The sequence below is a fragment of the Nocardia sp. NPDC050712 genome (genome assembly GCF_040654295.1).
GTDB lineage: Bacteria > Actinomycetota > Actinomycetes > Mycobacteriales > Mycobacteriaceae > Nocardia.
This window is the reverse complement of record NZ_JBFAHT010000002.1, coordinates 780836-794953: the sequence shown is the minus strand read 5'-3', so window position 1 is coordinate 794953 and position 14118 is coordinate 780836. Positions and strand designations below refer to the sequence as shown.

Genomic DNA, 14118 nt, shown 5'->3' with positions numbered 1-14118 from the left:
GGAACAGCCTGCGGCACACCGGCCGTGGGCTGTTCCACGTTTCGGGCACGCGCCGGCGGTCAGCCGCCCGTGACGAGGCAGCCGTAACCGAGATGGGTACCTGTTCCGACCCGGACCTCGACGGCGGCGGTGATGACGTCGTCGGGCGCCTGCACGACGCTGATCGTGTGCGGGCCCGGTGTGGCGGGGACCCATTTCAGGAGGGCGGTACCGCCGGTCGGCCGCTGCGCGCTGAGCGGAATCCCGTTGTCGTAGAAGTACACCGGTGCGACAGCATCGGTGACCAACGCCTGGATCGTGTAGCTGCAACCGACGCCGTAGTTGGTGGACGAGCCGAAGTTGATGTCCGGCATGACCCGAATATGGGTCGCGGTGGCCTCGGCCCCGGGCGCACCCAGCAGCGCCACCGCCGCACACACGACAGCCACCACACCGACCCGAGCCCGCACTCGGTCGGCCGATATCCCGCTAACCCGCTCGCCCATCCTGAGGCCCCTCGTCGCGCGGCGCCGCCGCACGTCGATGGAACTGCGTCGGCCGGTCCAGTGCGCCTGATCGTATCCGCTGCACCCCCACCGGCAGGCCGGTTCGCGCCAGCGCGTCACGCGCCTGTCGTCCCGGTAGCCACGGGCTACCGGGACGCTGGGTGTTTCAGTCCACCAGGACCGCGAGCGGTTCCGCGACGCACGCGGGCTTCGCGGCGCCCTCGATTTCGATGGTGACGCGGGTGCTGACCTGGACGCCCGAGGACTTCCGGTCCAGCGCGACCAGTTCGATTCCGGCGCGAACGCGGCTGCCCACCGGCACCGCGGCCGGGAAGCGGACCTTGTCCGAGCCGTAGTTGATCGCCATCTTCAGGCCGTCGACGCGGTAGACCTCAGAGACCAGCATCGGCAGCAGCGACAAAGTGAGGTAGCCGTGCGCGATGGTGGTGCCGTAGGGTCCGTCGGCGGCCCGGACCGGGTCGACGTGGATCCACTGGTGATCGCCGGTGGCCTCGGCGAACAGATTCACCTGCTCCTGGGTGATGGTGTGCCAGTCGCTGTAGCCGAGGTGCGTGCCCACGGCCTGTTCCAGTTCGGCGGTGCCGTCGAAAATCTTCATGGCGTCAGCAGGTCGGTCCGCCCGCGACGTAGATGACCTGGCCGGAGACGAATCCGGCAGCCTCACCCACGAAGAAGGACACGGTGTTGGCGATGTCGTCGGGCTGGCCGACGCGCTGCACCGGGATCTGGGTGGCGGCGGCCGCGATGAACTGGTCGAACGGCACCCCGACCCGCTCGGCGGTGGACGCGGTCATGTCGGTCTGGATGAAGCCGGGCGCGATCGCGTTCACGGTGACGCCGAACTTGCCGAGCTCGATCGCGAGGGTCTTGGTGAAGCCCTGCAGACCGGCCTTGGCCGCGGAGTAGTTGGCCTGGCCGCGGTTGCCCAGCGCCGAGGTGCTCGACAGGTTGACGATGCGGCCCCACTTGGCCTCGGTCATGTACTTCTGGGTGGCCTTGCTCATCAGGAACGAGCCGCGCAGGTGCACGTTCATGACCGAATCCCAGTCCGACAGCGACATCTTGAACAGCAGGTTGTCGCGCAGGATGCCGGCGTTGTTCACCAGCACGGTGGGCGCGCCCAACTCGTCGGCGACCCGCTGCACGGCGGCCTGCACCGACTGCTCGTCGGAGACGTCCACCCCGACGGCCAGGGCTTTGCCGCCCGCGGACTCGATCTCGGAAACCACGGTCTTACAGGCGGATTCGTCGAGATCCAGGATGGCGACCGCGAAACCGTCGGCGGCGAGGCGACGCGCGGTGGCCGCCCCGATGCCGCGGGCGGATCCGGTGACAATGGCTGTTCGGGTCATGGAGACTCCTAACGTGAATGGTCGGCGTTCGAGACATACGTTACGAGCTGTATTATTCACCCGGTGCGCAACCCCCCGCCCACTCGTTCGCCCGGCCGCCCGGCCTCGGCGACCCGAGCACAGGTCCTCGAACTCACTCGCCGTGCCTTCCTGGCCGGCGAGCGCGTCGACGTGCAGGCGATCGCCGCGGAGCTAGGCCTGAGCCGCGCCTCCATCTACCGCTGGTACGGGTCCCGCGACGGCCTACTCGGGGCCATGCTGATCCAAGAGTACGAGGGCCTGATCACCCGCGCCGACGCCCGCTGCCAGACCCGGGGCGCCCAGCGCGTGCTGGAGGTCTTCGACCGTGTCGCCCGCTGGGAGTCCGACAACGAACCCTTCCGCCGCTACTTCGAGAACGAGCCCCTCTCCGGCCTGCGCATCATCACCGCGGGCGACGGCCCGGTCCAGACGAGAGCCGTTGCCGCCGTCGAAGAACTGATCGCCCGCGTCGAACACGAAGACGGCTACGAACCGCCGCTCGACCGCCCCCTCCTCGCCTACTCCCTGGTCCGCCTGGCCGAAGCCTTCCTCTACAACGATCGCGCCGCCGGCATCCGCGGCGACGTCGACCGGCTACGCCAGGTGGTCGCCGTCCTCGTCGGCGCCAACCCCGGCGTCAGCTGAGGCACCACTCGCGGTGCCGATCTAGGGAGCCGCTACCTGCTCGAGCAGTGGCGCTACGAACTGCTCGAGCAGCGCGCGTTCTTCGGCGGCGTCGCGGCCCGGCACGGTCAGCAGCGAGACGATCACCCGCGTGATCCAGCGGGCGAGCAGGGGCGGCTCGGCGCTGCCGTTGCCCAGGAAGTGCGCGGCCATCGACTCGATGACCTCCGACGAGTGCCCGATGTCGCCGGCGAACCCGGCGTTGGCCGGGGTGAACCAGGCGATGAGCAGCGGGTCGGCGCGCACCGCGTGCACCGCCGCGAGCATGGCGGCCACGATGCGTTCCGCCGGGTCCGCGACGGCGGCCACCTGCTCGGTCACCTCCGCGCTCAAGCGCCGGGCCTCGCGGTGGACGAACGCCAGGCGCAGGGCCTGGCGGTTGTCGAAGTAGCGGTACACCGTGGCGCGGGAACAGCCCGCGGCCCGGGCGACCTCCGCCATTCCGGTGTCGGCGACGCCGTGTTCGGCGAACAGCCGACCGGCGGCGTCGAGGATTCGCTCCACCGCCGCGTCGGTCCGCTCGTCGCGCAGCCAGCCGTTCATCCGGCGACCTGGAACGGGACGTTCGTGGGCCAGCGCACGTAGTTGCCCTCCGACCAGCGGACGCCGTCGAGGTCGACGGTGAACTCGGGGCAGCGGGCCAGCAGTTCTTCCAGCGCGACGCGGGCCTGCAAACGCGCGGCGGCCGCGCCGAGGCAGTGATGGTTACCGTGGCTGAATGTCATGATCTGGCGCGGCCTGCGCAGGACATCGAGTTCCCCTGCGGTGGCGCCGAATTCGCGTTCGTCGCGGTTGGCCGAGCCGTACAGCAGCAGCACCCGCCGGCCCTCGGGGATGAGGGTGTCGTGCAGTTCCACATCACGGCGCACCGTGCGGGCCAGGCCCTGCGCGGGCGAGGTGAGCCGCAGGAATTCCTCGACGGCGTCCGGGATCAGGCCCGGATCCTCGATCAGCAGCTGTCGCTGATCGGGCCGCTGATGCAGCAATTGCACCGCCCCGCCGAGGTTTCCGGTGGTGGTGTCGTTGCCGCCGGTGATCATCGTGAAGGCGAAGCCGATGATGGCCAGGATGCCCGCGAAGTCGCCGTCGGCGCCCATACCCGCGGCCACGAGGTGGGAGACGGTGTCGTCGGCGGGTTCGGCGCGGCGGTGTTCGATCAGTCCGGTGAAGTACTGGAGCAACTCCCCGACCGCCGCCTGCGCGTCGGCGACATTGCCCTGCGCGGAGGCCGCGACGATCGCTTCGGTCCAGATGTCGAAATTGGATCGATCCTCTTCCGGCACACCGAGATAGTGCGCCACCACCATGCTCGGCAACGGCTTGAACAACTCGGTGACGATGTCACCGCCGCCCGCGGCTTTGAGCCGCTCGATGCGTTCGACCACGAATTCGCGCACCGCCGGTTCGACCGCCACGACCTGACGCGGCGTGAACCCCTTGGCGACGTGTTTGCGAAATTCGGTGTGCTCCGGCGGATCCGTGAAGACGAACGGCTTGTTCTCGCCGAGGCCCACCTTTTCCAGATCCTGGTAATCCACGGTCAAGCCCGAGGCCGAGGAGTAGGTCGCGCAGTCGCGGGCCGCCTCGTAGACATCCGAATACCGGGACAGCACAAAGTAATCCGAGCCCGGATCCTGCTCCGGAATCACGTGGTGCACCGGATCGTGGTCGCGCAGTGCCGCATACATCGACCACGGGTCCTGCCACGTCACCCCCGATCGGAGTTCGAACCGGACGCTGCTGGACAACCCTGACGACATGTCGCCACGGTAAGACAGTTAATTGATTTTGTCTAGAACGTGTTTCAGGTTGCGGGCGACAGGGTGCCGCTGAGGTGGTCGTATGCCACATGGCTGTGCAGGCGCACGCCGGTGACCAGGGTGTCGTCGTCGGCGTAGAAGTGCGGATTGTGGTTCATGACCATGCCGCGGCCGCCCGGCACGGGCTCCGGCATGCCCTGTGCGCCGATCCGCGCGTCCTGCACGCCCAGCGTCACGTAGAGGCCGCCGTACTTGTTGACGAACTCCGAGACGTCGTCGTAGCCGAGCGTCGCGGCCGTCTCCAGCACCTGGTCCGCGCCCGCCACCCGGCGGAAGGTCGGCAGTCCCGCCTCGACCCACTGCGGCAGGTTGTGCACGGCCGGCACGTCCTGCAGGAAATCGACTGTGGCCGAACAGTTGTAGGCCGCGGCGGTGTTCGTGGCGAGGGTGTCGAGCCGCCGCTGCACCTCCGGCATGTCCGACTCGACGGCGCAGCGAATGGTGCCCCACAGGGTGACGGTCTGGCCGATGATGTTGAAGCGCCCGACATCCTCGATGTGCCCGATGCTGACCGTCACCGGATCGAAGGCGTTGAGCTGGCGGTACAGCTGGCCGATGCCGGTGAGGATGGCACCGGCCGGCGGCATAGGGTCGACCCCCATCCACGGCGTCGAACCGTGCACCTGCCGGCCGGTGACCACGATCTTCACCAGGCAGGACGCGCCGAACTGATTCCCGACGCGATAGCCGATGTAGCCCTTCGGATACGGGGTGACATGAAAGCCGAACGCCATACTGGGCACCGGATCGTCGAGCGCGCCCTCGGCGAGCATCTGCGCCGCCCCGCCCTTCTCGTCGACCGGCGGCCCCTCCTCCGCCGGTTGGAACACGAAAAGCACGGTCCCCGGCAGGTTTTCACGCACCCCGGCCAGCACCGTCGCCGCACCCAGCAGCATCGCCGTATGACAGTCGTGCCCACACGCGTGCGAGACCGGGAACGGCCCACCGGGATAGTCCTGGTCGACCACCTCGGACGCGAAGTCGACCCCACACAGATCAGGCACCGGCAGCGCATCAATATCAGCGCGCAACGCAATGACCTTGTCCCCCGACCGGCTACCCCGCAGCACCCCGACAACACCGTGCCCGGCAATACCGGTGCGCACCTCATCCACACCGAGCGAACGCAGATGATCAGCAATCAGCGCCCCGGTCGCCTCCTCCCGATTCGAAAGCTCCGGATTCTGATGCAAATGCCGCCGCCAACCCACCACCTGCTCAGCAACCGCAGCGGCCCGCTTGTCCAGTTCGGCATAGATCGGCTCCGACATCACAGCTCCGTTTCCAGCGCTTCGAGTAGGGACTGCCGCTGCCAACTATGCCCTAGACAGCGCCACCCAGGCGACCACTTCCCCAGTTGGCAATCATTCGGTTAATCCCACCGGCGGAAACGTGACCGCCGGGATAACTGGGCCGGCCTACCCGCAGTTGTCCCCCACCGGCGGGGGCCGACACTCAGGCGAGTGGGCGGGCAAACACCCCGGCGGTGGCGCGGGCGCGGGCGGGGCCGTGGTTGAGTCGAGGTATGTGCCGGACCATCAGCGAACTGGATGCCGCTGTCTCCGACTGCCGGGCCTGCCCGCGGCTGGTGGCGTGGCGGGAGCAGGTCGCGCGGGAGAAGCGGGCCGCGTTTCGGGACGAGACCTATTGGGGGCGGCCGGTTCCCGGGTTCGGGCCGGATGACGCCCGGCTGCTCATTGTCGGGTTGGCGCCGGCGGCGCACGGTGGGAATCGGACCGGGCGGATGTTCACCGGTGATCGCAGCGGTGATGTGCTGTATGCGGCGATGTACGCGGTGGGGCTGGCCAGCCAGCCGACTGCGACGCGTCGCGACGACGGCCTCGAACTCCTGGGCGTCCGGGTCACCGCCCCCGTGCACTGCGCGCCGCCGGACAACAAACCGCTGCCCGAGGAGCGCGACCGCTGCCGCCACTGGCTCGCGACCGAACTCGACCTCCTCGCCCCGACCGTCCGGGCAATCGTCGTCCTGGGCGGTTTCGGCTGGCAGGCCCTGCTACCGGTACTCGATCAGGCGGGCTGGGCAATCCCCCGCCCACGTCCGAAGTTCGGCCACGGCGTCCAGATCACGTTGTCCCCCAAGACTTCCAACCGCGCACCCTTACAGCTCCTCGGCTGCTACCACGTCAGCCAACGAAACACCTCCACCGGCCTCCTCACCCCCGCCATGCTGGAATCCGTTCTCACCCAAGCGAAATCGACCGCGGGATTGGCCTGATCAGCGCCGCCGCGTGACCGTAACTCGCTGCATCCCAAGCCGGTGGTCCTGGTCGGCTCCACCTTTCTCGCAGCATGTCGCCCAGCCGTATTCGCCGACCACGGTCGCGATGATCGGTAACGCGCTCGACCCGGAGCACCCGGTCACGGTGCCGTGCACGGTGGTTCCGTTATATCGCCTGGACTCGATCCGATGAACCAGCGGGAGACGTCGGTGCGTGTGCCCGTCGTGGAGGGGACACCGACGCATCCCATGCCAATTCCGCCTCAGCCGGGCTTGCGCAGCGCCAGTTGCAGTTCGAGCAGCAGCCGGTCCGCCGGGTCGGCCAGGCTCATCCCGGTCACGTGCTCGGCACGACGAATCCGGTATCGCAGGGTATTCGGGTGCACCCGCAGTGTCTGTGCCGCGGCACGGACGTCGCCGTGTGCCCGCAGATACACCTCGACGCTGGCGCCCAGATTCGCCGAATGCGCGCTGTCGTAGTCGTACAGCGCGTCCAAGCGTGGGTCACGCAAGTCCGGCTCCGCGCGCAGCAGGCCGAGGATCTCGCCCAGTAGCACCGCCGTCCGAGACTCGGCCAGAGTCGTGACCCGGCCTTTCGGGTAGGTCTGCGCCGTACTGTCGAGCACCCGGTCCACCTCCCGGCGCGCACCGGCCACCGCGGCGAGCTCACCGACCGGAATCGCGATCGCCGCGCGCAACGGGATCGACTGCTCGCCCTCGAAACGCTCGACCAGCTGCCGCACCCAGGCGGTGACCGAACCCTCGGAGCGAAATCCCGGCAGCAGCACATAGATCCGCGCGTCGTGGGCCATGGTGACGGCGTCCCGCCGAAAGGCGCTGGCGTGCAACCGGATCAACCCGGCGGCATCCGCACCGGCAGTCGAGGCGAATCCGAGCACCGCCACCGGGCCCTGCGCCGGAATATTCAACGCCCCCGCCACGGACGGAATGTCGACCCCTTCGCCGCGCACTCCGAACAACCGCTGCACCATCAGCGCCTCGGTCGACGGCGCGTCGAGAATGCGCGAAATGATCCGCGCGGCGATGGCGGCGGCCCCGCGCAACACCTCCGGCGCGCCCGGCTCGAAGGCCCGATCGCCCTGCTGCAACCAGATCGTGCCGAGCAGGCGGGGCGCGACCGCGGCGTCCACGGACGGCTGCCGGATACTGATCGCCAAGCGCCGCTTGATATCCAGCTCCGGATGCGCGGGCACGTCGATGACCTCGTCGGTGCGGTGCAGCCGGTCGAAGACGCCCCATTCGCGCAGCACGCGCAGATACTCGTGCGGCCCTTCCCGGCCCAGGATCGATCGGATCCGCAGCGGGTCGGCGGCCTCGCCGGAGGCCGAATAGGCCAGCACATGGGACTGCGGATCCTCGATCGAGACCATCCCGCCCGCGTTCTGCGCCACCAGTTGCGCCAGCCCGAACAGGTCGGTCTCACCGTCGAGCAGGACACGCATGGCAGGACAACCTTCGGCTGATCGGACAACAGCGACAGCCCATCTTTGTCCGATCGGCCGATCTTTCGCAGGACTTCGCGGAGTTGACTCGGCCTCCAGTGCTACCGCGCTACCCAGGAGGTATTCATGGACGCCATCGCGACCACACCCTCGCCCGTCAACGAACCGGTGCGCACCTTCGCGCCGGGCAGCCCCGAACGGGCCACGCTGCGAGCGAAACTCGACGAACTCGGATCCGAGCGGACCGAGGTGAACAATGTCATCGGCGGTGTGCACCGGCGCACGGACGGGCCGGTGATCGAGGTGGTGCAGCCACACCGGCACGCGGCGGTGCTCGGCACCGTCACCGCCGCGAAGGCGCGGGACGTGCGCGCCGCGGTGGATGCGGCGAGCGCGGCCGCACCCGAGTGGCGCGCACTGTCTTTCGAGGATCGCGCCGCGATCTTCCTGCGGGCCGCGGACCTGCTGGCGGGACCGTGGCGCGAGACCATCGCCGCGGCCACCATGCTCGGCCAGTCCAAGACGGCGTATCAGGCCGAGATCGACGCACCGTGCGAGCTGGTGGACTTCTGGCGGTTCAATGTGAGCTTCGCGCGGGAAATCCTGGCGCAGCAGCCGATTTCGGTGCCCGGGGTGTGGAATCGCCTCGACTACCGGCCGTTGGAGGGGTTCGTCTACGCGGTCACGCCGTTCAACTTCACCGCGATCGCGGCCAACCTGCCCACCGCTCCGGCGCTGATGGGTAACACGGTGATCTGGAAACCGGCACTGACGCAGTCGGTCGCGGCCTACTGGACGATGCGGCTACTGGAGGCCGCGGGGCTGCCGCCCGGGGTGATCAACCTGGTGCATGGTGCGGGCCCGAAGGTTTCCGATGTCGTGCTCGCCGATCGGCGACTGGCCGGGGTGCATTTCACCGGTTCCACCAAGACGTTTCAGCATCTGTGGCGGTCGGTGGCGGCGAATCTCACCGAGTACCAGTCCTATCCGCGACTGGTCGGTGAGACCGGCGGCAAGGACTTCGTGATCGCGCACAGCTCGGCGGATCCGCAGGTGCTGACCACCGCGCTGCTCCGGGGCGCGTTCGACTACCAGGGCCAGAAGTGCTCGGCGGCCTCGCGCGCTTTCGTCCCGAAGTCGGTGTGGGCGCGGATGGGCTCGGATCTGGTCGAGCAGGTCACCGAACTGTCCTACGGCGATGTCACCGATTTCGCGAATTTCGGTGGGGCGCTGATCGATCGGCGCGCCTACGAACGCAACGTCGACGCGCTGGAGCGGGCCAAGGCGACCGCGGGCCTGACGATCGCGGCCGGTGGGCAGGCCGACGACAGTGTCGGCTACTTCGTCGACCCGACGGTGCTGCTCGGCGACGATCCGGCCGACGAGGCGTTCCACACCGAGTACTTCGGGCCGATCCTGGCTGTGCACGTCTACGACGACTCGGTGCCCGGATCCTTCGACGCCGCACTGGATCTCGTCGACAAGGGCGCCGGTTACGGGCTGACCGGGTCGATCATCGCCACCGACCGCGCGGCCGTCGCCCGTGCCGCCGGGGCGTTGCGGTTCGCCGCGGGCAATTTCTACATCAACGACAAGCCGACCGGCGCGGTCGTCGGTCAGCAGCCGTTCGGCGGTTCCCGGGCCTCGGGCACCAACGACAAGGCCGGGTCTCCGTTGAACCTGCTGCGCTGGACCTCGGCGCGCACCATCAAGGAGACCTTCGTCCCGCCCACCGACCACCGCTACCCGCATCAGGAGCCGTGATGGTCACCGGATTGCTCCGTCCCGCCATGCTGGCCGCGGCCCGGTCCCCGCGCCTGGAACGCACCGTGCGCCGCCGCTCGGTCACGCGGCGGCTGGTCGACCGCTTCGTCGCCGGTGACACCGAGGACCAGGCGATCACCGCCGCCGCGGCTCTGCTCGAGTCGGGCCGCCGGATCAGCATCGACTACCTCGGCGAGGACACCACCGACATCGGTCAGGCCCGCGCCACCGTCGAGCACTACTCGGCGCTGTTGTCGGCCCTGGCGCGTGTGCCGGGGACCGGTGGCGGGAGCCCGCTGGAGGTGTCGCTGAAACTCTCCGCCCTCGGGCAGGCACTGCCGCGCGACGGTGGCCGGATCGCCCTCGACCACGCCCGCGAGATCTGCGCGGCGGCGCAGGCGGTGGGCGTCGCGGTCACCATCGACGCCGAGGACCACACCACCACCGATTCGACCCTGGCGATCGTCGCGGAATTGCGCGGCGACTTCCCGGAGCTGGGCACCGTCTTGCAGGCGTACTTGAAACGCAGCGCGGCGGACTGCCGCGACCTCGCCGGTTCCCGGATCCGCCTGTGCAAGGGCGCCTACCGGGAGCCGCCGAGCGTCGCCTATCAGCGCCCGGCGGAGGTCGACGAGTCCTACCTCCGGTGTTTACGGATCCTCATGGACGGGCACGGTTACCCCATGGTCGCCACCCACGATCCACGGATGATCGATGCCGCGCAGAGCTATGCCCGCGCGGCCGGACGCGCCGCCGGCGACTTCGAGTTCCAGATGCTCTACGGCATCCGCGACCCGGAACAGCGGCGGCTGGCCGAGGCCGGTCACCGGCTGCGGGTCTACCTGCCCTACGGCGATCAATGGTTCGGCTACTTCATGCGCAGGCTCGCCGAGCGCCCCGCCAATCTGGTGTTCTTCCTGCGCGCCCTCACCCCCGGCAATTTCACCGATTCCCCGCCCGCCACACCCGCCGGTCGGTTTAGCTGAGCACAGCTCACAGTGCTGTCCTGCCGCCCGCCCGGCCCGTACACCTGGTCCGGGCGGGCGGCAGCGAGGAAAGGAACTCGCATGTTCAACGCGGAGATGCGCCGTCAGATGTCGCGCCGCAAACCCATCCAGGAGATCGACGACGAGGTGCCCACCGACGAGCGCCTCGCCAAGCACCTCGGTCTCTGGCAGCTCACCGCGATCGGCGTCGGCGGCATCATCGGCGCGGGCATCTTCGCGCTGGCCGGGTCGGTCGCGCATTCGGTGACCGGGCCCGCGGTGCTGATCTCGTTCCTGATCGCCGGCCTCGCCAGTGCCGCGGCCGCGCTGTGTTACGCCGAGTTCGCGGGCATGATCCCCAAGGCCGGGTCGGCCTACACCTACGGGTATGTGGCGCTCGGTGAGATCGGCGGCTGGTTCATCGGCTGGGACCTGCTGCTCGAATACGTGGCCGTGGCTGCGGTCGTCGCGATCGGCGTCTCCGGGTACTTCAAGTTCCTGCTCGAACAGGTCGACATCGACCTGCCGACCTGGATGCTGGGCGCGCACGGCACCGGCGACGGGCGCGTCGTCGACGTGTTCGCGGTGGTGTTCTGCCTGGGCACCGCGTGGCTGCTCTCGCGCGGCATCCGCAGCGTCGGCCGGTTCGAGACGGTGGCGGTCGGCCTCAAGGTCGCGCTGGTGCTGCTGATCATCGTGCTCGGCGTCTTCCACATCGACAGCGCCAATTACACCCCGTACTTCCCGTTCGGTACGGCCGCCGTATTCACCGGCGCCGCAACGGTTTTCTTCGCGGTCTTCGGTTACGACGCGATGAGCACGGCGGCCGAGGAGTCGGTCGACGGCCGCAAGCATCTGCCGAAGGCGATCATCTACTCGCTGGCCATCGCGATGGTGCTCTACGTGCTGGCGACGCTGGTGCTCACCGGCATGCAGAAGTACACCGAGATCGACCCGGAGAGCGGGTTCTCCTCGGCCTTCAAGGCCGTCGGCATGCCCGGCGTCGCCAACATCATCGCGATCGGCGCGATCGTGGGCATCATCACCGTCGTGCTGACCTTCATGCTCGGCGTCACCCGGGTGTGGTTCGCGATGAGCCGCGACGGGCTGCTGCCGGCGTGGTTCGCCAAGACCCATCCCGTACGCAAGGTGCCGACCCGGGTCACCTGGATCGTCGGCATCGGCTCGGCGATCCTGGCCGGGCTGCTGCCGATCAACACCGTCGCCGAGCTCACCAATATCGGCATCCTGATGGCGTTCGTGGTGGTGTGCATCGCCGTGATCGTGCTGCGCTACCGCCGGCCCGACGCGCCGCGCTCGTTCAAACTTCCCCTCATGCCGGTGATTCCGATCGTCGGCGTGATCGCCTCGGTGTGGTTGATGCTGTCGCTGCCGTGGCACACCTGGCTGCGGTTCGGGGCCTGGCTGGTGGTCGGGCTGGTGATCTACATCGGGTACTCCCGCACCCACTCCAAGCTCGAACAGACCGGCCCCGAACCGGTCAGCGAGTCCTTGGCGAAAGACTGAGCAGCACCAGGCCGGACGCGAGAATCCCTAGGCCGCACCAGGATAGGAATGGCAGACGTTCCCCGAGAACGGTGACGCCGAGCATCGCCGCGACGGCGGGCTCGGCGAGGGTCAGCGTGGTCGCCGCCGCGACGGTGGTGTGACGCAGGCCGTAACCGAAGAGGCGGTAGGCGAGAAAGGTGGTGAACACCGCCAGGTGCAGTGCCACGACCAGGCCACGGGCGCTCAGGAGCCACGCGGCCTCGGTGCTCAGCACCACGGGGAGCACGAACAGTCCGGCGGCGCCGAACATCACGCCCATCACCCGGGCGGAGTCGTGGCCGCTGGTGATGAGTTCGCCGCCGACCAGCGCGTACACGACGTAGACGAATCCGGCCACGGCGGCCAGGCCGATGCCGAGGAGATCGATCTCGGTGCTGCCGCCCGTCAGCTGGTGGCCGAGTACCAGTGCGACGCAACCGGATACCGCCGCCGCGGTGGCGACGAGCCACCGCGCGGCGGGCCGCGAGCGTCCGGTGGCCCAGGCCAGCGCACCGGCGAAAATCGGTGCGCCGCACAGTGCGACCACCGTGGCGACCGCGACTCCGGTGCGCGCCACGGCGGGATAGAAGGTCACCGGATAGCCCGCGACGGCGAGCGCGCCGAGCAGCAGCAGGCGCCGCTCTCGCGCGGTGTAACCGCGATGTATCACGGTGTTCCGCAATGGATTCCAGTGACCGGTGAGGAATAGGAGCAGGCCGCCGAGGAACAGGCCGGCCGAGCCGATGGCCGCGGCGGGCGCACCGGCCGGTGCCAGCGAACTGGCCGTTCCGGTGGTCCCCCACAGCACGGAGGCCGTGAGGATCGGGGCGGCGCCGCCGGAGGTGGCGGCAGGGGTGGAGCAGACGTCGTTGGACACAGTCGTGAACTTCCGTTGTCGAAGACCGATGGGTTTCGAAACGGGCGCACGAACGACGCCCCGCTGATCAGCGGGGCGGTGCCGGATCTACCGCGGAAGTGCGCCCGGTCAGGCGACCGGGGGCGGCGTGACCGCGTGCCAATAAGTGGTGTCCACGGCGTCGATACTAGCGGGGGCGCGCGGAGAAGCACATGCGAATTCGCGAGCCTTATAGCGCATATCTATCGTCACAGCCCAGATCCGCGAACGATGATTCGAAGTCCGCGCATCCTGGCGAATCATTTTCGGTACGGTGACCCCTGTGAGCGAACATGGCAGGACCGAGCGGCGGCGCGGCGCAGTGTCGGCAGCGGGGTTACCGCCCGCGCCGGCCCGGCCGCGCACCCCGGTGCCGATCGACGACATCGATCGGGTGCTGCTCGACCATCTCGCGCGCGACGGGCGCATGACCAACAACGCGCTGGCCGCGGCGGCCGGGATCGCGCCGTCCACCTGTCTCGGGCGGGTGCGCTCACTCGTGGAGCGCGGCGTCATCCGCGGGTTCCACGCCGAAATCGATCCGGCCGCCCTCGGGCGCGGCCTACAGGCGATGATTTCCGTTCGGCTGCAAAGTAATTCGCGCAAGCACCTGGCCGAGTTCGGTCAGCAGCTCTCGGCGCTGCAAGAAGTACTGAACGTGTACTTCATCGCCGGCGGCGACGACTACCTGATCCACGTCGCCACCGCCGACACCGAAGAACTGCGCGGGTTCGTGCTCGAGCACCTCAGCGCGCATCCGGCGGTGTCCTCGACCGAAACGATCCTCATCTTCGAGCACCTGCGGCCGCGCACCACACTCGCCCAAGCCTGAGCGGTCGA

The 14118-nt window shown here is 68.8% G+C and carries 14 protein-coding genes; 6 read left to right on the top strand and 8 right to left on the bottom strand.

Translation table 11 applies throughout. From position 1 onward, the window contains the following. Positions 1–59: 59 nt before the first annotated feature. The 3 genes from AB0H76_RS14155 to fabG all read right to left on the bottom strand — a co-directional run bounded on the left by AB0H76_RS14155 (position 60) and on the right by fabG (position 1858). Entirely contained in the window at positions 60–485 is a 426-nt protein-coding gene (locus AB0H76_RS14155; RefSeq protein ID WP_357322530.1) for a hypothetical protein, read from the bottom strand. A 166-nt stretch (positions 486–651) separates the two neighbouring features. Continuing rightward, positions 652–1104 (bottom strand): MaoC family dehydratase, encoded by a 453-nt coding sequence (locus AB0H76_RS14150; RefSeq protein ID WP_357322527.1) that lies wholly within the window; start codon positions 1102–1104, stop codon positions 652–654. Positions 1105–1108: 4 nt separating this feature from the next. Further along, positions 1109–1858, bottom strand: a complete 750-nt coding sequence (gene fabG, locus AB0H76_RS14145; RefSeq protein WP_357322524.1) for a 3-oxoacyl-ACP reductase FabG — start codon at positions 1856–1858, stop codon at positions 1109–1111. Between the two features lie 63 nt (positions 1859–1921). Between fabG and AB0H76_RS14140 the strand changes: the two genes are divergently transcribed. Continuing rightward, positions 1922–2524, top strand: a complete 603-nt coding sequence (locus tag AB0H76_RS14140; protein WP_357322521.1) for a QsdR family transcriptional regulator — start codon at positions 1922–1924, stop codon at positions 2522–2524. Between the two features lie 21 nt (positions 2525–2545). On the opposite strand, the gene AB0H76_RS14135 is transcribed toward AB0H76_RS14140, so the two are convergent. The 3 genes from AB0H76_RS14135 to AB0H76_RS14125 are packed head-to-tail and all read right to left on the bottom strand — an operon-like array spanning position 2546 to position 5654. After that, positions 2546–3106 (bottom strand): helix-turn-helix domain-containing protein, encoded by a 561-nt coding sequence (locus AB0H76_RS14135; protein WP_357322519.1) that lies wholly within the window; start codon positions 3104–3106, stop codon positions 2546–2548. Then, on the bottom strand, positions 3103–4323 hold the full coding sequence (locus AB0H76_RS14130; RefSeq protein ID WP_357322516.1) for a cytochrome P450: 1221 nt from the start codon (positions 4321–4323) through the stop codon (positions 3103–3105). Before AB0H76_RS14130 ends, AB0H76_RS14135 begins: the two co-directional genes overlap by 4 nt. Before the next feature lie 44 nt (positions 4324–4367). After that, positions 4368–5654 (bottom strand): amidohydrolase, encoded by a 1287-nt coding sequence (locus AB0H76_RS14125; RefSeq protein ID WP_357322513.1) that lies wholly within the window; start codon positions 5652–5654, stop codon positions 4368–4370. Positions 5655–5908: 254 nt separating this feature from the next. On the opposite strand from AB0H76_RS14125, the gene AB0H76_RS14120 reads away from it, so the two are divergent. Next, positions 5909–6619 carry a uracil-DNA glycosylase gene (locus AB0H76_RS14120; RefSeq protein ID WP_357322510.1) on the top strand — a complete coding sequence of 237 codons (711 nt, stop codon included), beginning with the start codon at positions 5909–5911 and terminating at the stop codon, positions 6617–6619. A gap of 266 nt (positions 6620–6885) precedes the next feature. Here the strand turns inward: AB0H76_RS14120 and AB0H76_RS14115 are convergent, their stop codons facing one another. Next, positions 6886–8085, bottom strand: coding sequence for a helix-turn-helix domain-containing protein (locus AB0H76_RS14115; RefSeq protein WP_357322507.1), 1200 nt, complete (start codon positions 8083–8085; stop codon positions 6886–6888). A 126-nt stretch (positions 8086–8211) separates the two neighbouring features. Here AB0H76_RS14115 and pruA point away from each other — a divergent pair, with 126 nt between their 5' ends. The 3 genes from pruA (at position 8212) to AB0H76_RS14100 (ending at position 12362) form a co-directional block, all read left to right on the top strand. Then, positions 8212–9849 (top strand): L-glutamate gamma-semialdehyde dehydrogenase, encoded by a 1638-nt coding sequence (gene pruA / locus AB0H76_RS14110; protein WP_357322503.1) that lies wholly within the window; start codon positions 8212–8214, stop codon positions 9847–9849. Beyond that, a complete protein-coding gene (locus AB0H76_RS14105) occupies positions 9849–10835 on the top strand; it encodes a proline dehydrogenase family protein (protein WP_357322500.1) in 987 nt (328 codons plus the stop codon). Before pruA ends, AB0H76_RS14105 begins: the two co-directional genes overlap by 1 nt. 81 nt (positions 10836–10916) lie before the next feature. After that, positions 10917–12362, top strand: a complete 1446-nt coding sequence (locus AB0H76_RS14100) for an amino acid permease (protein WP_357322497.1) — start codon at positions 10917–10919, stop codon at positions 12360–12362. Here AB0H76_RS14100 and AB0H76_RS14095 read toward each other — a convergent pair. Further along, positions 12337–13260, bottom strand: a complete 924-nt coding sequence (locus tag AB0H76_RS14095; RefSeq protein ID WP_357322494.1) for an EamA family transporter — start codon at positions 13258–13260, stop codon at positions 12337–12339. The two genes, AB0H76_RS14100 and AB0H76_RS14095, sit on opposite strands and share 26 nt — an antisense overlap. Positions 13261–13600: 340 nt before the next feature. Between AB0H76_RS14095 and AB0H76_RS14090 the strand changes: the two genes are divergently transcribed. Beyond that, positions 13601–14110 carry an Lrp/AsnC family transcriptional regulator gene (locus tag AB0H76_RS14090; protein ID WP_357326174.1) on the top strand — a complete coding sequence of 170 codons (510 nt, stop codon included), beginning with the start codon at positions 13601–13603 and terminating at the stop codon, positions 14108–14110. The last annotated feature ends 8 nt before the right edge of the window (positions 14111–14118 follow it).